18 protein-coding genes are annotated in these 19,118 nt (G+C 71.6%); 7 read left to right on the forward strand and 11 right to left on the reverse strand.

From position 1 onward, the window contains the following. Positions 1-4: 4 nt before the first annotated feature. The 4 genes from H6G99_RS06500 to H6G99_RS06515 form a co-directional block, all read right to left on the reverse strand. On the reverse strand, positions 5-1,027 hold the full coding sequence (locus tag H6G99_RS06500) for an ABC transporter ATP-binding protein (RefSeq protein WP_190610616.1): 1,023 nt from the start codon (positions 1,025-1,027) through the stop codon (positions 5-7). A 38-nt stretch (positions 1,028-1,065) separates the two neighbouring features. Next, positions 1,066-2,061 (reverse strand): heme o synthase, encoded by a 996-nt coding sequence (locus tag H6G99_RS06505; RefSeq protein ID WP_094584881.1) that lies wholly within the window; start codon positions 2,059-2,061, stop codon positions 1,066-1,068. Next, positions 2,054-3,007 (reverse strand): COX15/CtaA family protein, encoded by a 954-nt coding sequence (locus H6G99_RS06510; RefSeq protein ID WP_190610618.1) that lies wholly within the window; start codon positions 3,005-3,007, stop codon positions 2,054-2,056. The genes H6G99_RS06505 and H6G99_RS06510 overlap by 8 nt, the downstream gene beginning before the upstream one ends. A gap of 229 nt (positions 3,008-3,236) precedes the next feature. Then, entirely contained in the window at positions 3,237-4,010 is a 774-nt protein-coding gene (locus tag H6G99_RS06515; protein ID WP_190610619.1) for a hypothetical protein, read from the reverse strand. A 364-nt stretch (positions 4,011-4,374) separates the two neighbouring features. On the opposite strand from H6G99_RS06515, the gene H6G99_RS06520 reads away from it, so the two are divergent. The 4 genes from H6G99_RS06520 (at position 4,375) to H6G99_RS06535 (ending at position 8,129) form a co-directional block, all read left to right on the forward strand. Further along, the gene (locus H6G99_RS06520; protein WP_190610621.1) at positions 4,375-5,268 is read left to right on the forward strand and encodes a cytochrome c oxidase subunit II; all 894 of its coding nucleotides are present in this window, start codon (positions 4,375-4,377) and stop codon (positions 5,266-5,268) included. A 43-nt stretch (positions 5,269-5,311) separates the two neighbouring features. Beyond that, positions 5,312-6,979, forward strand: a complete 1,668-nt coding sequence (gene ctaD, locus H6G99_RS06525) for a cytochrome c oxidase subunit I (protein WP_094584885.1) — start codon at positions 5,312-5,314, stop codon at positions 6,977-6,979. A 45-nt stretch (positions 6,980-7,024) separates the two neighbouring features. Beyond that, on the forward strand, positions 7,025-7,633 hold the full coding sequence (locus H6G99_RS06530) for a cytochrome c oxidase subunit 3 (protein ID WP_190610623.1): 609 nt from the start codon (positions 7,025-7,027) through the stop codon (positions 7,631-7,633). Positions 7,634-7,754: 121 nt separating this feature from the next. After that, positions 7,755-8,129, forward strand: a complete 375-nt coding sequence (locus H6G99_RS06535) for an AbrB family transcriptional regulator (protein WP_094584905.1) — start codon at positions 7,755-7,757, stop codon at positions 8,127-8,129. A gap of 9 nt (positions 8,130-8,138) precedes the next feature. Here the strand turns inward: H6G99_RS06535 and H6G99_RS06540 are convergent, their stop codons facing one another. After that, positions 8,139-8,729, reverse strand: coding sequence for an HdeD family acid-resistance protein (locus H6G99_RS06540; protein WP_286191039.1), 591 nt, complete (start codon positions 8,727-8,729; stop codon positions 8,139-8,141). A gap of 91 nt (positions 8,730-8,820) precedes the next feature. Further along, positions 8,821-9,459 (reverse strand): riboflavin synthase, encoded by a 639-nt coding sequence (locus H6G99_RS06545; RefSeq protein ID WP_190610624.1) that lies wholly within the window; start codon positions 9,457-9,459, stop codon positions 8,821-8,823. Positions 9,460-9,528: 69 nt separating this feature from the next. Here H6G99_RS06545 and H6G99_RS06550 point away from each other — a divergent pair, with 69 nt between their 5' ends. Both H6G99_RS06550 and H6G99_RS06555 read left to right on the forward strand, forming a co-directional pair. Then, positions 9,529-10,074 carry a bifunctional nuclease family protein gene (locus H6G99_RS06550; RefSeq protein WP_190610626.1) on the forward strand — a complete coding sequence of 182 codons (546 nt, stop codon included), beginning with the start codon at positions 9,529-9,531 and terminating at the stop codon, positions 10,072-10,074. A 79-nt stretch (positions 10,075-10,153) separates the two neighbouring features. Continuing rightward, positions 10,154-11,230: an aldo/keto reductase gene (locus H6G99_RS06555; RefSeq protein WP_286191054.1), complete on the forward strand. Its 1,077-nt coding sequence runs from the start codon at positions 10,154-10,156 to the stop codon at positions 11,228-11,230. 15 nt (positions 11,231-11,245) lie between these two features. On the opposite strand, the gene H6G99_RS06560 is transcribed toward H6G99_RS06555, so the two are convergent. The 5 genes from H6G99_RS06560 to topA are packed head-to-tail and all read right to left on the reverse strand — an operon-like array spanning position 11,246 to position 17,382. After that, positions 11,246-12,268 carry a type 2 periplasmic-binding domain-containing protein gene (locus tag H6G99_RS06560; protein ID WP_190610629.1) on the reverse strand — a complete coding sequence of 341 codons (1,023 nt, stop codon included), beginning with the start codon at positions 12,266-12,268 and terminating at the stop codon, positions 11,246-11,248. Next, positions 12,269-13,420: a nicotinate-nucleotide--dimethylbenzimidazole phosphoribosyltransferase family protein gene (locus tag H6G99_RS06565; protein WP_190610630.1), complete on the reverse strand. Its 1,152-nt coding sequence runs from the start codon at positions 13,418-13,420 to the stop codon at positions 12,269-12,271. Beyond that, entirely contained in the window at positions 13,417-14,073 is a 657-nt protein-coding gene (locus H6G99_RS06570; RefSeq protein ID WP_106220404.1) for a DUF2232 domain-containing protein, read from the reverse strand. Before H6G99_RS06570 ends, H6G99_RS06565 begins: the two co-directional genes overlap by 4 nt. Before the next feature lie 4 nt (positions 14,074-14,077). Then, entirely contained in the window at positions 14,078-14,593 is a 516-nt protein-coding gene (locus tag H6G99_RS06575; protein ID WP_190610632.1) for a hypothetical protein, read from the reverse strand. Beyond that, positions 14,593-17,382, reverse strand: a complete 2,790-nt coding sequence (topA, locus tag H6G99_RS06580) for a type I DNA topoisomerase (protein WP_190610634.1) — start codon at positions 17,380-17,382, stop codon at positions 14,593-14,595. Before topA ends, H6G99_RS06575 begins: the two co-directional genes overlap by 1 nt. A 184-nt stretch (positions 17,383-17,566) precedes the next feature. Between topA and H6G99_RS06585 the strand changes: the two genes are divergently transcribed. Then, positions 17,567-19,108: an NAD(P)H-quinone oxidoreductase subunit N gene (locus tag H6G99_RS06585; protein ID WP_190610825.1), complete on the forward strand. Its 1,542-nt coding sequence runs from the start codon at positions 17,567-17,569 to the stop codon at positions 19,106-19,108. The last annotated feature ends 10 nt before the right edge of the window (positions 19,109-19,118 follow it).

The following is a 19,118-nucleotide window of genomic DNA, read 5'->3' on the forward strand; positions in this document are numbered from 1 at the left end:
CGGGTCATCGCATCGACTGCTTGCGTTCCTCCTTGAGGTCGCGGCGACCGGCCACGGAGAGTTCCGCATCGCTCAGGGTGCGGCCGGTGGCCTGAAGGTAGACGTCATCCAGGCTGGGGCGGCTCTGGGCCAGGGCGAACACCGGCAGCTGGGCCTCGGCCAGCTGCTGCCGCAGGGTCTCCACCACGCCGCTGTCCTCCACCACCAGGTTGAGGGAATAGCCCTGGGCCCGGTTGACCACCACCTGGCGGACACCGCGGCAGGCCTGGAGCAGGTCGCGCACCCGGCTCGCCTCCTGTTCGTCACTGAACTCCCGCACCCGCAGCGTCACCCGGTCGCCGCCGAGGGCGCCCTTGAGGGCGGCGGGGGTGCCTTCGGCGATCACCCTGCCGCCGTCGATGATGGCCAGGCGGTCGGCCAGGGCATCCACCTCCTCGAGGTAGTGGCTGCTGAGCAGCACCGTGGTGCCCTGGTCCCTCAGCTGACGCAGCACCTGCCAGATGGTGGCGCGGCTCTCGATGTCGAGGCCGACGGTGGGTTCATCGAGCACCAGCACCCTGGGGCGGTGCAGCAGGCCGGCGGCCAGGTCGAGGCGCCGGCGCATGCCGCCGGAATAGCTGCCGCAGCGGCGGTCGATCCAGTCGCCCATGGCGAGCAGTTCGATCAGTTCGGCGGTGCGCTCCAGACGGTCGGCGGCCCCCATGTGGTGCAGGGCGGCCTGGAGGTGGAGCAGCTCCCTACCGGTGAGGATCTTGTCGATCGCCACCTCCTGGGCCACATAGCCGAGCAGGCGCCGGACGGCCCGGGGCTCGGCCAGGGCATCGACGCCAGCCACCCGGACCTGGCCGGCATCGGGGGCCAGGAGGGTGCAGAGGATGCGCAGGGCCGTGGTCTTGCCGGCGCCGTTCGGCCCGAGCAGACCGTAGAGGGAACCCGCCGGCACGCTGAGGGAGAGGTCGTCGAGGGCCTGCACCGGCGCGACCTTGCGTCCACCGAAACGCTTGCTGAGGTGCTCGAGCTCGATCAAGCCGGGATCAATCGCGAAGGGCTGGAAGCCAGGCCAATCTAGGCAGCCGCAGCCGGGGCCAGATGGAGGGCGGCGGCCAGCAGGGCGGCCGGGTGGACGGCGCTGGCCAGGGGCGTGCGCGCCAGCACCAGCAGCAAACAGATGCCGAAGAGGTAGAAGATCGACCAGCGGAACAGGCTGCGGGCCCGGCGCGGATCGCCGGGGTCCTCCCCCAGGCTGGCGCTGAGCTGCAGCAGCCGGGCATTGAAGGGGAGCACCAGCAGGCCGTAGAGCCAGCCGCCGCTGGGGAGGGCGGCCACCCCCGCCAGGCTCAGGGCCACCGTGGCCCAGCTGTAGCGGCCGATGGCCCGGGCCGTGACCGTCAGACCCTTCACCACCGGCAGCATCGGAATGCCGACGGAGCGGTAGTCCTCGTGCAGGAGGAGGGCCAGGGCCCAGAAATGGGCCGGGGTCCAGACCATCACCAGGCTGAACAGCCACCAGCTGCTCCAGCCCAGGTGGCCGGTGGCGGCCGCCGCGCCCACCAGGGGCGGAATCGCCCCGGCCATGCCACCGATGACGATGTTCTGGGTGGTGCGGGGCTTGAGCAGGGCCGTGTAGAGCAGCACGTAGCTGCAGAGGCCCAGCAGGGCCAGGGACGCGGCCAGGGCGTTGACCCCCAGGACCAGCACCAGCACCGAGGCGATGGTGAGAGCGACCGCGAGGCCGAAAGCCTGGCGCTGGGCCAGTCGGCCCGAGGGCAGGGCACGGCGGCTGGTGCGCTGCATGCGGCCGTCGAGTTCCTGCTCCCAGAGGCAGTTGAGGACCCCGGCGGCGGCCGAGGCCATCGAACCGCCGACCAGGGTGCAGAGCAGGCGCACCGGATCGAGCGGCCAGGCGGCGGTGAGAGCCATGCCGCCCACGGTGGTGGCGAGCAGCAGGGGGATCAGCCGGGGCTTGGCCACCTCCAGCCAGGCCGGGAGCTTCACCGAAGGCCGGATCGCCGCCGGCGCGGAGGGAGCGGCGATGGCCGCCACGGCGCTGACACTAACCATGGGCCACCTCAAGACGGTCAGGAACGGACGGGGAGGGGAACGCGAGTCCCCAGAGCCCACCGAGCACCCCCACCAGCAGGGCGGCGGTGAGCTGGTGGGCGATGGTGACGGCCGGGACGGCCAGCTGGAGCCGCAGGGTGAGCACCCCGAGCACCACCTGGACCACCACCAGGCCAGCGGCGGCGAAGGCCAGCCCCCTGCACCGGCCGTTGCCGGCCGGGAGGGCCACGGAGGCGGCCGCCAGCAGCAGCACCGTCACCGCCGCTGGATAGGCCCCCTGCCGGTGCAGCAGCAGCCAGTGGCAGCCCTCCCCGGCCTCAAGGCAGAGCGGGGCGGCCCAGCGGCTGGCCATGGCCGCGCCCAGCAGGCACTGGCCGCCGACGAGCAGGGCGGCCAGGACGGGGAGGGGGGACCACCAGCGCGGCAGATCGACGGCCGCGACGTCGCCGCGGCGCTCCAGCCCCTGGTGCATGGCGCTCAGCAGGAGCACCAGGCTCAGGGCCGCAGCCAGGTGCAGGGTGACGGTGGGGGCGGCCAGCTGGCTGAGCACTGTGAGGGCCCCCAGGCCGCCCTGGACAGCCACAAGGGCCAGGGCCAGGCCGGCACCCCAGGGCAGCCAGGCTGGGAAGCGGGCGCGGAACCGCAGGCTGAGGGCGAACAGGAGCAGCAGGGCCACACCCACCAGGAAGGCGTCGAGGCGGTGGAACCACTCCAGGAACACCTGCAGGTTCCACTGGCGGCCCGGCCAGAGCACCCCGTAGCAGAGGGGCCAGTCGGGACAGGCCAGACCGGCCTGCATCACCCGGGTGGCGCCACCGATGGCCACCAGGGCCACCAGGGCGACGACGAGGTGGGCGGTGAGCAGGGGCACCAGGCGCACGGGCCAGCCCGCCCCGGTGGCGGACCGGGGCAGGGGCAGGGGTTGCGCGGACGGCGCCACGGCCATGAACGATTGCTCTTCCGGGTGCCCAAGTTAGCGGGCATTGAAAGATGTGCGAATCAGCACATCGCCCGAAGTGAATGTGAAATTTCTCCGAAATTGCCGCTCTGGCTACAACGAAACTGAGGCGCGCGCAGGGCCCTTCGCCCCCTCAGCGGTGGCGATCACCCTGGGGATGGAAGGGCAGGCACAGGCACCGGCCGACAGGGAACGTGGGGCCTCTGGCCGTCCGGGGTCAGCGGTGCGAGGGCTGGTGGCCCTCCCGATGGGGACGGGACAACGGCAAGGCCCTGGCTCTGGCGGGCCTGGTGTGGAAGCGACCGAGGATCAGGGCAATCAGGATGGCGATGTACAGCTGGCCGGAAATGGTGATCACCACCGTGATCACCTGGCCGGTCACGTCGCTGCTGCGCAGCACCACCGAGCCCACGCTGGTCAGGATCATGAACGAGGCGGCCATCAGCGCCGGCGCCATGGCCACGGCATCGGCGTGGCGATCCTGAAGCACCGGCAGGGCGGAGAGGTCGTAGGCGCCGGGGTGCAGAACCCACAGGGCCACCAGCATCACCCCGCCGGCGATCCCGACCAGGAGATAGCCGGAGGTGGCACCCATCACCACGGCCAGCGTCACGAAGGGCTCGCGCACCAGGGTCTTCACCTTGCGCATCAGCGCCACCAGAAAGAACAGCAGCCAGGCGATCACATGGGGCACCGTGACGAGGCGCCCCAGGGGTGGATCAAAGGCCAGGGCCAGATGCCACAGCACCTCCAGGGCGAGCGCCAGGCCACCGAGCCCGTACAGCAGGGGCCGGGTGCTGACCAGGGGGGAGTAGCGCGTCACGGTGGTGATCAGCACCACCGCCAGGCCGATCAGCAGCAGGGAGAGCAGCCAGGCGTGTGACTGACTGAACGGCAGCGCCAGGATCAGCAGGACCTCGGTGGCGAGGGTGAGGATGTAGCCGCGATGGCGGTGGCGGAGTCTCTGGATCTGCTCGTGGGTGAAGGGCATCGCAGCTCCGCTCAGGTGCAGCTCGGGGTGTGGGGAGCCTCGGAACCCCGGGATCCCGGCGACCGATCGCACCACAGCCGGGCATGGGTGAGCTTCATGCTCGCAGTGACCTTCCGCCGCGGCAGCGGGCCCCGGGCGGCAGGACGCCGCCGGGCAGCGGGGGCCCAGGCGGGCGCCTTGACGGGCCAGGAAGTATGCAGGCCTTGAAAGATGTGCGAATCAGCACATCGCCCGAAGTGAATGTGAAATTTCTCCGAAATTGCTTCGCTGGTTACAACGAACGCGCGGCGCGCGAACGGCCGTCCATAAGCTGTTGGCCTCAGGGGCTCTCCACCCTCCCGTCAGCCGTCCCGCCGCCGTTCCCGTGCCGATTCCCTCCTCCCTGGTCACCCTGCTGGTGGGCATGGCGCTTGTCCTGTCCGGCCTCTGGGTGGGGTACAACGTCAACCTCCTGCCCCTCGACGCCAGCGCCAACGCGCCTGTCTACGACTCCCTGTTCCGGGTGCTGTTCAGCATCGGCACCATCCTGTTCCTGGGCATCGTCGGCCTGGTGGTGTTCAGCCTGGTGCGCTTCCGCCGCCGCAGCGGCGACCACACCGATGGCCTGGCTATCGAGGGAAATCTGCTGCTCGAGATCGTCTGGACCGCCATTCCTGCGGTCGTGGTGCTCTTCGTCGGCATCTACAGCTACGACATCTACGAGCGCATGGGGGGCATGAGCAGCCTCAACGACCACTCCGCCATGCACCGGATGCCGGGGATGGAAACCATGGAGGCGTCCGTCACCACGGCGGACCCCGCCCTCGAGGCCACGGCCCCTGTGAAGGCCCCCCGGGTCTGGGGCGGCATCGGCACGGCGGCCGGCGAAGCCAATGTCCTGCCGGTGGAGGTGACGGCCATGCAGTTCGCCTTCATCTTCCACTACCCGGAAGGGGACATCACCAGCGGTGAGCTGCATGTGCCCAACGGCCGGCCGGTGGAGCTGCGCATGAAGGCCAACGACGTGATCCACGCCTTCTGGGTGCCCCAGTTCCGGCTCAAGCAGGACGTGATCCCGGGCCAGCCCACCGTGCTCACCTTCACCCCCACCAAGGCGGGCAGCTACCCGATCATCTGCGCCGAGCTCTGCGGGCCCTACCACGGCGGCATGCGCTCCACCGTGGTGGTGCACGAGCCGGATGCCTATGACGCCTGGCTGCAGAAGAACAGTCCCGTGGCCGCCACGGTGGCCAGCGCCGCGGGCAACCCCACCGCCTGACGTCCCGACCCCGATTCCGACTCCGCCCGCACCCATCCGCCCGATGACCGTCGCCTCCCCCAACGACTTCCAGGAGAGCCTTCAGCCGCAGGGCTGGCTGCGCTACTTCAGTTTCAGCCTGGATCACAAGGTGATCGGGCTGCAGTACCTGGTGACCGGATTTCTCTTCTATTTCATCGGCGGGGCCCTGGCCGGCGTGATCCGCGCCGAACTGGCTAGCCCGATCTCGGATTTCGTCAGCCGGGAAACCTACAACGAAGTTCTCACCCTCCACGGGACCGTGATGATCTTCCTGTGGATCGTGCCGGTGGTGAACGGCGCCTTCGGCAACTACCTGATTCCCTTTTATGTGGGCGCCAGGGACATGGCCTTCCCCAGGCTCAACGCCGTGGCCTTCTGGATGATTCCGCCGGCCGGGATCCTGCTGATCGGCAGCTACTTCATCACCGGGGCGGCCCAGTCCGGCTGGACGGCCTACCCACCCCTGAGCATCACCACCCCGGCCCTGGGCCAGGTCGTCTGGATCGTCAGCGTGCTGCTTCTGGGGGGCAGCTCAATCTTCGGCGGCATCAACTTCATCGCCACCGTGCTCAAGCTGCGCCGGCCCGGCCTGAAGCTGATGCAGCTGCCCATGTACTGCTGGGCGATGCTCGGCACCAGCATCCTGGTGGTGCTCTCCACCCCCGTCCTGGCCGGCACCCTGCTGCTGCTGAGCTTCGACATCGTCGCTCACACGGGCTTCTTCAACCCGGCCCTGGGCGGCAACGTGGTGGTCTACCAGCACCTCTTCTGGTTCTATTCCCACCCGGCCGTCTACATCATGGTGCTGCCGGCCTTCGGGCTGGTGAGCGAGATCCTGCCCATCCACGCCCGCAAGCCCCTGTTCGGCTACACCACCATGGTGTATTCGATCCTGGCCATCGTGGTGCTGGGTCTGGTGGTCTGGGCCCACCACATGTTCACCAGCGGCACCCCGCCCTGGATGCGGCTGTTCTTCACGATCGCCACCTCCTTCATCGCGGTGCCTACGGGGATCAAGTTCTTCAACTGGCTGGCCACCCTATGGGGCGGCAAGCTGGCCCTCAACAGCGCCATGCTGTTCTCCTGCGCCTTCATCGTCAATTTCGTCTTCGGGGGCATCACCGGCGTGGCCCTGGCCCAGGTGCCCTTCGATATCCATGTCCACGACACCTACTTCGTGGTGGGACACTTCCACTACATCGTCTATGGCGGCACGGTGTTCGTGATCTTCGCCTCGGTCTATCACTGGTATCCGAAGTTCACCGGCCGCATGCTCAACGAGGATCTCGGCCGGCTGCACTTCCTGCTCACCTTCATCGGCTTCAACCTCTGCTTCGCCCCCCAGCACTGGCTCGGCCTCAACGGCATGCCGCGCCGGGTGGCGGAGTACGACCCCAGCTTCACCACCCTCAACCAGATCAGCAGTGTGGGGGCCCTGCTGATGGCCGTCAGCAGCCTGCCCTTCCTCTACAACGTGATCGTCAGCGCCTTCCGCGGTCAGGTGGCCGGCGACAACCCCTGGAACGCCCTCACCCCGGAATGGCTCACCTCCTCACCGCCGCCGGTTGAGAACTGGGTCGGTGAGGCGCCGCTGGTGCAGCACCCCTACGGTTACGGGGTCGACGAAGACACCCTGAGCGTTCAGGCCGCCACCGGCCGGGACCTCTGGAGTGGCGCCGGCCGCCGCTGACCCACTGCCCCCGCCCGCTTCACCCCCCACCGCCGTCCGGCCGCCATGACCAGCCTCGCCACCAGCAGCAGCGCCACCGCCGCCGAAGCGACCGCCGCCGAGGACCACGGCGGCCATGTCGATCTCAGGCTCTTCGGCCTGGCCACCTTCCTGGTGGCCGACGGGATGACCTTCGCCGGCTTCTTCGCCGCCTATCTCACCTTCCGGGCGGTGAATCCCCTGCCGGCAGGCTCCACCTACGAGCTGGAACTGCTGCTGCCATCGATCAACACCATGCTGCTGCTGGTCAGCAGCTACACCTTCCACCGCTCCGGCCGCAATCTGCTGCTGGGTCGGATGGGGCCCTGCCGCAACTGGCTGCTGCTCACCGCGGCCCTGGGGGCGGCGTTTCTGGCCGGCCAGATGGTGGAGTACTTCACCCTGCCCTTCGGCCTCACCGACAACCTCTTCGCCAGCACGTTCTATGCCCTGACGGGCTTCCACGGCCTGCACGTCACCCTCGGGGTGATCTGCATCCTGCTGGTCTGGGTGCAGACCCGCAACGGCGGCCGCGTCACCAGCGCCGACCCGTTCGGCCTCGAGGCCGCCGAGCTCTACTGGCACTTCGTCGACGGCATCTGGGTGGTGCTTTACGGGATTCTTTACCTGCTCTGATTCGCTGACCGTTGCCCGTTCAGCACAGCAATCGGCACAATTCATTCAGATGTCTCCGTCTGACCGGCTGATGGGTGCCCAGAAAGGACCAGCCAACGAGGACAGTCCAGCCGGCACCGTGATGCTGGAGGGCCAGGCCCTGCTGGAGCGGGCCCGTTCCCTCAGCAACCGGCCGGAGGAGCAGATCGCCCGTGCCTGCGGCTACGTGGGGCCGAGCGGACGGGTGCTCAGGAAGAACTTCTATCGCGCCCTGGTGGCCGCCAAGGGCTACCCCGTGCCGTCGAGCGCCGGCGGCGGCTCGGCCGGGGTGGGCAAGGGGCGCCAGGCCGAGTTCCGCACCCGGGTCCACGGCAACGGCAACCTGCTGATCGGCCAGGCCTACACCCGGCGCATGGGGCTGGAGCCGGGCCAGGAGTTCCGGATCGAGATCCACAAGGAGACCGGTTCGATCTGGCTGCTGCCCCTCGACGGCGCCAGCACCGACGGCCCTTCCTGATCCGCGCCCTCAGTCCTGCTCGGGATGGAAGCTGGCGCTGAAGCGCAGCAGATCGATGCCGCTGAACAGGAAACTGATGCCCACCAGGGTGCCCACCACCCAGAGCAGGCTCCAGAACTTCATGGTGAGGATCAGCAGCCCCAGGGCGAGGGTCACCAGGCCGTTCACCAGTCCCCAGCGCCAGCCGGCGATGTGACGGTGGGAGGTCGCCACCAGGACCTCCACCAGCCCCTCCACCAGGAACACCACGCCGACGGCCAGGGCCAGGCCCGCCATCGGAATCGCCGCCGCCGCCGGACCGGCCGCCATCTGCTGGATCATCCAGACCCCCAGCACCAGGAACAGGGTGGAGGTCACCAGGCGCCAGAAGGTGATCGCCCGGCTCAGGCCCGGAGAGCGCAGCAGGGAGCTGATCCAGCCCACCAGGCCCCCCACCAGGAAGGCGATGGCCACCACGGCGGTGACCCACTTGGAGGCCAGCACGGGAAAGACCAGGGCCAGCACCCCCAGCACGATCAGCATCACCCCTTCGGCCAGGGTGAAGGCGCGCAGGGCCGCCCCCATGGCCTGGCGGGAGGAGGGGGCATCGGGGGTCAACATCGGCACCGCTCTGACTGAGGCCAGCGTGACGGTGGCGCCTGCCGCTGACAACGAGACGTGATCTGTCGCAGCATCCGCCGCGGCGGCGCACCTAGCCCCAGCCGTGCTTCGCCAGCCAGGCGGAGGAAAGCGTGGCCTGGGGCGGCGCCGCCGCAGGTCGCAGCAGCCGCTCGGTGTACTTGGCCAGCAGGTCGGCCTCCAGATTGACCGGGTCCCCCACGCGGCGCTCCGCCAGGGTGGTGCCGGTCCAGGTGGTGGGAATCACGGCGATCCAGAAGCGGCTGCCGTCGGGCTCACAGCCCGCCACCGTGAGGCTGATGCCGTCGAGGGCCACGCTCGCCTTCTCGCACACATAGCGCCCGTAGGCCGGATCCTGCCAGGCCACCTCCAGCCGCCAGGAGCCGGGCTGCCGCTCGATGGCGGTGATCTCCCCGAGGCCATCGACGTGGCCGCTGACCAGATGGCCCCCGAGCCGGTCCGCCAGGCGCAGGGCCGGCTCCAGGTTCACCCGGCCAACGCTGGCGGCCCGCTCCGCCAGGGTGCTGCGGCCCAGGGTCTCCTCGCTGACGTCGGCCCGGAAGCCATCGGCCAGGAGCTCGGCCACCGTGAGGCAGACCCCGTCGACGGCGACGCTGTCCCCCAGGGCCAGGGGGCCGAGGTCGGTGCGCACCCGCACACCGGCCGGACTCCGCTCCAGCCTGCCGATGGCCTGCACCAGTCCGGTGAACATCCCCTGAGGCGGCGGCACTGGCCATAATCGTTTCACGGGGACCAACACGCACGAGGGACGGGCCCGACCATGGTTGAAATGCGTGTCGCCGGGATCGCCCTGGATGCGGCCAGCCGCAGCCCCATCGTTCTGCTGCGGGACCCTTCCGGCCGCCGGCAGGTGCCGATCTGGATCGACCAGGCCCAGAACATCCTCTCGGGCCTCAACCGGGAGCGGCCGCCCCGGCCCCTCAGCCACGACCTGATGGCCAGCCTGCTGGAGGCCGGTGGCCTGCGGCTGGAGCGGGTGATCATTCACACGATCGAGGACAACACGTTCCGGGCCGTCCTCAAGCTCCAGAACGGCACCGACCAGTTGCTGGAACTGGACGCCCGCCCCAGCGATGCCATCGCCCTGGCCCTGCGCACCGACAGCGGCATCTGGATGCTCGAGGAGGTCGTCGCTGACGCCTCGATTCCCGTCGATGCGGAGGCCGATGCCGAAGACCAGGAGGATTTCCGCCGCTTCCTGGAGCGCACCACCCCGGCCGACCTGATCCGCCACATCGGCCGCACCGTCGCCGAGGCCGATCCGGGCCCGGAGGAGGGCCCTGAGGCCGGCGCCCCTGGCCTCTGAGCCGCCGGTGACGCCGCCGGCGGCGGAACGGCGGCCCTTCGGACGGGGGCGGCCGGTGTCGGCCTTCACCCTCGGCACGATGCGGGCCCTCGACTCCCCTGTGGTGATGGAGGCGGTGCTGGACGCGGCCGTGGCGGCGGGCCTCAACCACATCGAGACGGCCCCCGCCTACGGCCCGGCCGAGGCGTTTCTCGGTCGGGCCCTCGCGCGGCTTGGGGAGCGGGATCCCGCCGGCCGCGCGGCCCTGGTGCTGACCAGCAAGCTGCTGCCGGGAGCGGACCTGGACGACGGCCAGGCCCAGCTGCGGGCCTGCCTGCGGCGGCTGGGGGTCGAACGGCTCGACAACCTGGCGGTGCACGGCCTCAACCGGCCGGAGCATCTGGCCTGGGCCCTCTCGGGGCCCGGGGCCGAGCTGCTGGCCTGGGCCACCGGGGAGGGCCTGGTGGGGCAGGTGGGCTTCAGCAGCCACGGCGACACCGGCCTGATCGACGCGGCCCTGGCGAGCGGCCGTTTCAGTTTCTGCAGCCTGCATGTGCACCTGTTCGACCAGGAGCGGCTGCCCCTGGCCCGGGCCGCCCTGGCGGCGGGGATCGGCGTGATGGCCATCTCCCCGGCCGACAAGGGCGGCCGCCTCCATGACCCGCCCGCTGCGCTGGTCGCCGACTGCGCCCCCTTTGCACCGCTGGAGCTGGCCTACCGCTTCCTGCTGGCCGAGGGGATCAGCACCCTCACCCTGGGGGCCGCCGTGCCGGCGGATCTGGCCTGGGCGGTGCGGCTGGCCGACGCCGGTGCCACCAGCGACGGGCGGGAGCTGGCGGCGGCCCTGGCCCGCCTGGAGGCGGCCGGCAGGGAGCGGCTCGGGGCCGACCGCTGCGGCCAGTGCCGCCAGTGCCTGCCCTGCCCCAACGCGGTGCCGATTCCGGCCCTGCTGCGGCTGCGCAACCTGGCGGTGGGCCATGGCATGGAGCCCTTCGCCACGGAGCGCTACAACCTGATCGGCCGGGCCGGCCACTGGTGGGAGGCGGTGGATGCCTCCGCCTGCGGCCGCTGCGGCGACTGCCTGCCCCGCTGTCCGCTGCAGCTGCCGATCCCCGACCTGCTGGCGGACACCCACCGCCGGCTGGCGGCCGCCCCGCGACGGCGCCTGTGGGGCTGAGCCCGCTCAGATCGATCAGGCGGCGGGGACCGGGGCAGCCCCATCCCAGAGCCGCTGCAACGCGGTCCGCTCGGCGGCGGTGAGGGGGGCCAGGCTGAAGCAGCGCTCCAGCACCGGCTGGGGGGGCAGCAGCAGGGCGGCGACGGCCGCCGGGAAGTCCGCCAGGGCCCGCTGCAGCTGGTCCCTGGGCAGGGGGGGCACCCAGCCCCCCGCCAGCAGGGCCGGCAGCAGGGGGGGCTCCAGGGCCTCCCCCAGCCACTCTAGGGGGGGCTCCGGATGGGGGCCGGCCGGCCGCAGCAGCAGGTTCCAGGTGAGGGGGGAGCCGCTCTCGGGCAGCAGCACCTGCAGCCGGGGATCCCGGCGCAGCAGGCCCACCACCCGCTGGCGGGGCAGCACGGCGGCCTCGGCCTCACCGGTGAGCAGCAGGCTGAGCCCGTCCCTCTCGTCATAGGCCAGAGCGGCCCGCCGCAGCCGCCGCAGGCGCTCCGGGTCCTCCCCGACCAGGGCGATCGTCACCCGGGGGGAGGAGGGCAGCACCAGCCGACCGGCCAGGCTGGGGTCGAGCAGCAGATCCCAGCCCTCGGCCCGGCGCCGGGCCAGGTCGGGGCGGCTGCGCAGCACCAGGACCCAGGGGCCGTAGGACCAGGGGAAGGCCACCGGAGCGGCGCCGGCGGGGCCATGGAGCCGGGCCAGCGGGGCCGCCAGCGGCGTCAGCCGCTCGATCAGGGCCTGGGTGCCGATGGGCTGCAGGTCGGCGGGCCTGAGTTCGGCGGCCCAGCCGTCACTGAGCTGCAGCAGGCCCGTCCGGGCGGCGGACGCCCGGGCCAGCACCTGGGCGGGATCCTCCAGGAGCTGGCTGCGCCAGGGGTTCGGCAGGCGCCGGGCCCAGGCGGTGGGCAGGTCGCCGCGGCTGGCCAGCAGCAGCGTCTCCTGGCGGTCGCAGCCGGCCAGCAGGGTGAGGGCGGAGGCGGCGCCGAGACGCAGCAGGGTGCGGCGGCTGAGGCCTGGGGTCGACGGTGGGGGGAAGGGGGCACCCATCTAGCGGACCGTAGGCGGCGGCGGCCCCAGCAGGGTGGCGCAGGCCTGGTCGCAGAGGCGGGCGAGGGCCGGGGCGGAGCGGCCGCTGAGCTGCCAGAGCAGGGCCAGGCCCCCCGCCCCCACGCCCTCCTTCACATAGCCGCGCTCGTAGGCGGCCAGGGCCGGGTGGCAGGGCTCGGGGAAGCGCAGGTCGGCCGCGAAGGCCAGGGGCTCCACCCCCCATCGCTCGCCGATGCGCTGCAGCAGCAGGGCCAGGTCGCTGCCGGCCTCCTGGGCCACCCAGGCGGTCGTGCCCACGGCCGCGGCGGCGGCGACCGCCGGGCGCAGGGAGGGGGGCGCCAGGGCCAGGGCCAGGGCCAGCACCGCCGCCATCTGGCTGCCGCCCGCCAGCAGCACCGGCCGGCCGGCGGCGGCGGCCGCCAGCACCATGGCGGCCGCCAGGGGCTGCATCGGATCCCCCACGGCGGCGGCCACCTGGGCGGCACCGCCGTCGCCGCCCTCCAGGCCGGCCGCCGCCAGCCCCCGGGCCACCAGGGCCGCCTTGCGGCCATGGTCGGGGTGGCGCAGGCTGCCGCTCACCAGCCCGTCGGCCGCCACCCCCAGCCCGCTCAGCACCGCCAGGGCCGTGCTGGTGCCCCCGGGCACGCATTCCGCCAGCAGCAGGGGGCGCCCCCCCGGCGCCAGGCGCTCGCCCCAGCGCCGGCCCAGGGCCAGCAGGGCCTCCAGCCGCCCCGGGTCGAGGGCCGCGCCCCCGCTCAGGCACCGGGCCGGTCCGGCCCCCGCCGGCCCCGGCAGCCGCAGGTGAGCCACCGCCGGGGCCACCGGGCAGCCCAGGTCGACCACGAGGGAAACCAGGCCCAGCTCCCGCAGCACCACGTGGCTGATCAGGGCGGGGGACACCCCGGCGGGCAGGGGCGGCAGGGCATGGGGGCGCTCCCCGGCGGGTCCCAGCACCAGCAGTTCGGCGTCGGCCGCCGCCGTGCGGCGGCGGGAGGCGGGGGTGGCGCCGGCGGCGGAGATGCCGGGCACGGCGGCCGTGGCGGTGCCCGCCAGCAGGACCAGCACCTCCGCGTCACGCCACCCCTGGCGCCAGGGCCGGACCCAGGCCTCGGCGGCAGCCGCGGTGCCGGCGATCCGCCCCGGCAGGCTCAAAGGGGGTCGAGGGCCACCAGGCCGCGCAGGGCCGGCGGTGGCTCGCTGATCGGCTGGTCGAGCCGGGGGAAGATCCAGTAGGCCACGGCGTGGAGGGCCAGCACCACGATCAGGTTCTGGAGCAGCACCAGCAGCAGGGCCGCGACCTGCACCTGGTCGAGGTCGAAGCCGCCCGCCAGACCCACCACCCCTGCCAGGCGGTCGAGCAGGTTGGCCGCAGCGGTGGTGATCACCACCCAGAGGTTTTCCCCCACCAGCACCGAGAGCACGGCCACCCGCACCAGGAAGCCGGCGGCGCCGATCAGGCCCCCCACCCCCAGGGTGAGCCACCAGCTGCTGCGGCGGCGCCAGCCCCAGCCCAGCCAGAGGGAGAGCAGGCCGTAGGGGAACAGCACCAGGGGCCCGCGGATCGGCCCCATCAGGGCCACCAGCAGCAGGGTCGTCACCACCACGCCCTCCACGGCGCAGCGCCAGCCATGGCGCAGCTGCAGCAGGGCCAGGGGCAACGGCAGGGCGAGGCGGAACAGGGGACTGCCCACCGGCAGGTAATAGAGCGCCACCCAGAGCAGGGCGGTGGCGGCCGCCAGGTAGGCGGTGTCCATCAGCTGGCGCGCCTGGCGGTGGCTCAGCTGGCGCCGGAGGGGAGGGGTCATCGGGTCAGCGCGGCGCCGGCGCCGGTCGGGAGGTGGCGGGGGCGGTGCCGTTGGCGGCGCCCGCGGGGGTCTCGGCGGCCCCGGAGCCCGCCGGGGGCATGCGCTCGATCGTCTCCACCTCGAAGGGCACACCGGCGGCCCGCAGGGCCTTGGTGACCACCTCGGCGGGGGCCGAGGGATCCGCCTGGGGCAGCCGGATGGTGACGCGGTAGGGGGCCGGCCGGACGGCCGGGGCCGCGGGGGCCACCGGGAGGGCACCGGCCGCCTGGCCGGCCGGCGTGGTCGCTCCGGGCACCGCAGGTTCCTTGCCGGCCGCAGGCTTCGGGGCGGCCGGGGCGGGAGCCGGTGTGGCCGGCGCGGTGGTCCGGCTCACGGGTGCCGGGGCGGCGGGAGCCGCCGGGGCGCGCGAGAAACTGCGGGAGAGGGCGTCGCCGAAGGGGGTGCCGCCGCAGGCGGAGAGCAGCAGGGGCAGGGTCAGCAGGGGTCCCGCCAGCGAAAGGGGGGGGCGGGGCGGGGCCATCAGCTGGCCGCGGGCTTGATCACCCGCACGGCGCTGGCCCGCAGGCGACCGGACTTGGTGGTGGCGGGGGGCTTCTTGGCTGCGGCGGTGGTGGTGCCGGTGGCCTTGGCGGCCGCGCTCCTGGTGGAGGGGGCCTTGGCGGCTGCCGTCTTGGTGGTTCCGGTCTTGGCGGCGCTCTTCCTGGCGGCGGGCTTGGCGGCCGCCTTGGTCCCGGCCCGGGCCCGGGATGCCCCCTTGCCGCTGGCGGCCTTGGCGGCCAGCAGTTCCACCGCCTGCTCCAGGCTGATGGTGTCGGCGGTGGTGCCCTCCGGCAGGGAGGCGTTCACCTTGCCCTGCTTGACGTAAAGGCCGTAGGGACCGTCGAAGAGCTGGATGGCCTCCTCGGAGCCCTCGGGCACGCCGAGATCCTTGAGCGCGGTGCGGCCGCCGCGGCCCTTCTTGGGCATGGCCAGCAGCTCCAGGGCCCGGCTCAGCCCCACGGCCAGCACGTCGTCCTCGGCCTTGAGGGAGCGGTAGTCCTTCTCGCCCTTGCCCTTGTCGTGGACCACGTAGGGACCGAAGCGCCCCAGCCCGGCCTGCACCTTGCCGCCGTCGGGGTGCTCGCCCAGGTGGCGGGGCAGCCGCAGCAACCCCAGGGCGTCCTCGAGGCTGAGGTCCTCGGGCTTGACGCCCTTGGGCAGGGAGGCCCGCTTGGGCTTGGGCACCTCCTCGCTCACCTGGCCGCGCTGCACATAGGGGCCGTACTGGCCGAACAGCAGATACACCTGCTCGCCGGTCTCGGGATCCTCGCCGAGGGACTCGGGGCCTTCGGCCTTCTGGCGCAGCAGCAGCTCGGCCTTCTCGGCATCGAGATCGGCCGGGGTGATCTCCTGGGGCAGGGTGGCCTTGAGCAGCTCCTCGCTGCCGTCGTCCGCCACCCGCTTGGTCTCCAGGTAGGCGCCGAAGCGGCCGATGCGCACCACGCAGGGCAGGCCCTCCAGCACCACGGTGCGGGAGATGCCGGGGTCGATGTCACCCTCCCGCTGCTGCACCTGGGTCTCCAGGCCCTTCTCCCCCTTGTAGAAGCCCTCGAGGTAGGGCAGCCAGGACACCTTTCCGGTGGAGATCTCGTCGAGGGTCTGCTCCATCTTCGAGGTGAAGGCCGTGTCCACCAGGTCGGGGAAGTGCTCCTCCAGCAGGGCCGTCACGGCGAAGGCCGTGAAGCTGGGGGTCAGGGAGTTGTTCTGCAGGGTGGCGTAACCCCGATCGACGATGGTGCCGATGATGCTGGCGTAGGTGGAGGGGCGGCCGATGCCCTCCTTCTCCAGGGTCTTGACCAGGGCCGCCTCGCTGTAGCGGGCGGGGGGCTGGGTCTGGTGGCCGAGGGCCTCGACGCCCCGGCAGAGGGGCGCGTCACCGACGGCGAGCGAGGGCAGCAGCACCTCCTGGCCCTCCAGGGCTGCATCGGGGTCGTCGCTGCCCTCCACGTAGGCACGGAAGAAGCCGGCGAAGTCGATGCGCTTGCCGCTGGCCCGGAAGGTGGCGCCCGCCGCCTCGATGTCGACGGCCAGCAGGGTGAGCCGGGCATCGGCCATCTGGCTGGCCACGGTGCGCTTCCAGATCAGCTCGTAGAGCGCCAGGTCGCGGCCGTCGAGGCCGGTGTCCTTCGGGGTGCGGAAGCTCTCGCCGGCGGGCCGGATCGCCTCGTGGGCCTCCTGGGCGTTGCGGGCCTTGGTACTGAACTGGCGCGGCGCCGGGCTGAGGAACTCCTTGCCGTACATGGCGCCGACGCAGTTGCGGGCCGCCGTCAGGGCCTGGTCGGAGAGATGCACCGAGTCGGTGCGCATGTAGGTGATGAAGCCGCGCTCGTAGAGGGCCTGGGCCGTGCGCATGGTGTCGCGGGCCGAGAGCCGCAGCTTGCGGTTGGCCTCCTGCTGCAGGGTGCTGGTGGTGAAGGGGGGCACGGGCTTGCGCACCGTGGGCTTCTCCTCCACCGCCGCCACCCGCCAGGGGGAGGTTTCGACGGCGGCCTTGAGCGCGGCGGCCTCGGCCTCGCTGAGCAGCTTCACCTTGCTGCCGGGCTTGAGGCCGCCGGTGGTCTCGTCGAAGTCGGAGCCGCCGGCGATGCGCTCGGCCCCCACGTGGGTGAGCTTGGCCTCGAAGGGCGAGGCCGTCTGCTCCAGACGGGCCTTGAGATCCCAGTAACTGCCGCTGCGGAACGCCCGCCGGGCCCGCTCGCGCTGCACCAGCAGCCGCACCGCCACCGACTGCACCCGGCCGGCGGAGAGGCCCCAGGCCACCTTCTTCCAGAGCAGGGGCGAGAGGGTGTAGCCCACCAGACGATCAAGGATCCGCCGGGTCTCCTGGGCATGGACCAGCTCCATGTCCAGGTCGCGGGTCTGGTCGAGGGCGCGGCCGATCGCCTCCTTGGTGATCTCGTGGAACACCATCCGCTTCACCGGCACCTTCGGCCCCAGGAGCTGGAGCAGGTGCCAGCTGATGCTCTCGCCTTCCCGGTCCTCGTCCGTGGCCAGCAGCAGCTGGTCGGCGTCCTTGAGGGCGTCCTTGAGCTCCTTCACCACCTTTTTCTTGTCCTTCGGCACCACGTAGAGGGGTTCGAAGCCGTTGGCGGTGTTGACGCCGAGGTTGGCCCACTTCTCGCCCTTGTGGGCGGCCGGAATCTCGCTGGCGTTGTTGGGAAGATCACGCACGTGGCCCATCGACGCCTCCACACGGAAGGTCTTGGGCAGGAACGCCCGGATGGTGCGGGCCTTGGTGGGGCTCTCGACGATGACCAGGGTGTGGGCCACGGGAAGGCGCGATACCGCTTCCTTCTTTATCGCATCGACGGGCCCGGCGGGTATCCGGGCACCAGACCGCCCCTCCAGATGGCGGCTACAGTCCGCCACATCGCGCGCCTACCCGAACCCTGTGGCCGACCTGTTTCTGGCAGCAGCGAACTCCGCCACCACCGCCGCTTCCGCCGCCGAGGCCATCGTCTCGGGTCTGGGCACCGGCGCCCTTGCGCTGCAGCTGAACGCCGGAGCGATCGCTCCGGAGGCGGCCGTGCTGCTCACCCTGGTGGTGTGCCTCGTCGTCGACCTGGCCGGCGAGAAGGCCGCCAGCCGCTGGGTGCCGCCCATCTGCTACGGCGGCCTGGGCGCCTCCCTGGTGCTGCTGGCCCTGCAGTGGAACAGCCCGCTGGAACCTTCCTTCCTGGGCTCCTTCCTGGCCGACAACCTGGCCATCGCCTTCCGGGCGGTGGTGGCCGCCTCCACCCTGATCTCCCTGCTGCTGAGCTGGCGCTACGTGGAGCGCAGCGGCACACCGATGGGGGAATACGCCGCCATCCTGCTGGCCGCCACCCTGGGGGCCATGTTCCTGTGCGGCTCCACCGACCTGGTCAGCATCTTCATCTCCCTGGAGACCCTCTCGGTCGCCAGTTACCTCCTGGCGGGGTACATGAAGCGGGATGCCCGCAGTTCCGAGGCGGCCCTGAAGTATCTGCTGGTGGGATCGGCCGCCGCCGCAGTGTTCCTCTACGGCGCCTCGCTCCTCTACGGCCTCAGCGGCGGTGCCACCAGCCTGGCCACCATCGGCCTGGCCCTGCAGACGAGCGCCTCGCCGATCACCGCCCTGGCCCTGGTGTTCGTGCTGGCCACCGTGGCCTTCAAGATCGCGGCCGTGCCCTTCCACCAGTGGACGCCCGACGTCTATGAGGGTTCCCCCACCCCCGTCGTCGCCTTCCTCTCGGTGGGCTCGAAGGCGGCCGGCTTCGCCCTGGCGGTGCGGCTGCTGGTGGGCTGCTTCGAGAGCTTCGATGCCCAGTGGAAGTTCCTGTTCACCGTGCTGGCGGTGCTGAGCATGGTGCTGGGCAACGTGGTCGCCCTCGCCCAGACCTCGATGAAGCGGATGCTGGCCTACAGCTCCATCGGCCAGGCCGGCTTCGTGATGATCGGCCTGGTGTGCGGCACCGAGGACGGCTTCTCGGCGATGGTGCTCTACATGGCGGCCTATCTGTTCATGAACCTGGGCGCCTTCGCCTGCATCATCCTCTTCTCGCTGCGCACCGGCAGCGACCGCATCGCCGACTACGCCGGCCTCTATCAGAAGGATCCCCTGATCACCCTGGGCCTGAGTCTGTGCCTGCTCTCCCTCGGCGGCATCCCGCCGATGCTGGGCTTCTTCGGCAAAATTTATCTGTTCTTCGCCGGCTGGGCCGACCACCAGTACCTGCTCGTCGTGGTGGGTCTGGTCACCTCGGTGGTGTCCATCTACTACTACATCTCGGTGATCAAGATGATGGTGGTGAAGGAACCCCAGGAGGCCTCCGATGTGGTCAAGGCCTATCCCGCCATCACCTGGAACCTGGCCGGCATGCAGCCGCTTCGGGCCGCCCTAGTGGGCTGTGTGGTGATCACCGCCGTGGGAGGGGTGCTCTCCAGCCCCCTGTTCGACTGGGCCAGCTCCACCGTGGCCGGCACCCCGATCCTGCAGCAGGCCATCGCCGCCGCCGCCATCGCCCCGCTGGGCTGATTCGGGGGCA

The organism is Synechococcus sp. FACHB-909 (assembly GCF_014698945.1).
In the GTDB taxonomy this organism is placed as follows: Bacteria; Cyanobacteriota; Cyanobacteriia; order PCC-6307; family Cyanobiaceae; genus Cyanobium.

Excerpts from the sequence above, each read along its gene's own strand:
- H6G99_RS06505 (WP_094584881.1), bottom strand. The coding sequence starts at position 2,061 with ATGGTTAGTGTCAGCGCCGTGGCGGCCATCGCCGCTCCCTCCGCGCCG.
- H6G99_RS06510 (WP_190610618.1), bottom strand. The coding sequence starts at position 3,007 with ATGGCCGTGGCGCCGTCCGCGCAACCCCTGCCCCTGCCCCGGTCCGCC.
- H6G99_RS06515 (WP_190610619.1), bottom strand. The coding sequence starts at position 4,010 with ATGCCCTTCACCCACGAGCAGATCCAGAGACTCCGCCACCGCCATCGC.
- ctaD (WP_094584885.1), top strand. The coding sequence starts at position 5,312 with ATGACCGTCGCCTCCCCCAACGACTTCCAGGAGAGCCTTCAGCCGCAG.
- H6G99_RS06530 (WP_190610623.1), top strand. The coding sequence starts at position 7,025 with ATGACCAGCCTCGCCACCAGCAGCAGCGCCACCGCCGCCGAAGCGACC.
- H6G99_RS06535 (WP_094584905.1), top strand. The coding sequence starts at position 7,755 with ATGCTGGAGGGCCAGGCCCTGCTGGAGCGGGCCCGTTCCCTCAGCAAC.
- H6G99_RS06540 (WP_286191039.1), bottom strand. The coding sequence starts at position 8,729 with ATGTTGACCCCCGATGCCCCCTCCTCCCGCCAGGCCATGGGGGCGGCC.
- H6G99_RS06545 (WP_190610624.1), bottom strand. The coding sequence starts at position 9,459 with ATGTTCACCGGACTGGTGCAGGCCATCGGCAGGCTGGAGCGGAGTCCG.
- H6G99_RS06550 (WP_190610626.1), top strand. The coding sequence starts at position 9,529 with ATGGTTGAAATGCGTGTCGCCGGGATCGCCCTGGATGCGGCCAGCCGC.
- H6G99_RS06555 (WP_286191054.1), top strand. The coding sequence starts at position 10,154 with ATGCGGGCCCTCGACTCCCCTGTGGTGATGGAGGCGGTGCTGGACGCG.
- H6G99_RS06560 (WP_190610629.1), bottom strand. The coding sequence starts at position 12,268 with ATGGGTGCCCCCTTCCCCCCACCGTCGACCCCAGGCCTCAGCCGCCGC.
- H6G99_RS06570 (WP_106220404.1), bottom strand. The coding sequence starts at position 14,073 with ATGACCCCTCCCCTCCGGCGCCAGCTGAGCCACCGCCAGGCGCGCCAG.
- H6G99_RS06575 (WP_190610632.1), bottom strand. The coding sequence starts at position 14,593 with ATGGCCCCGCCCCGCCCCCCCCTTTCGCTGGCGGGACCCCTGCTGACC.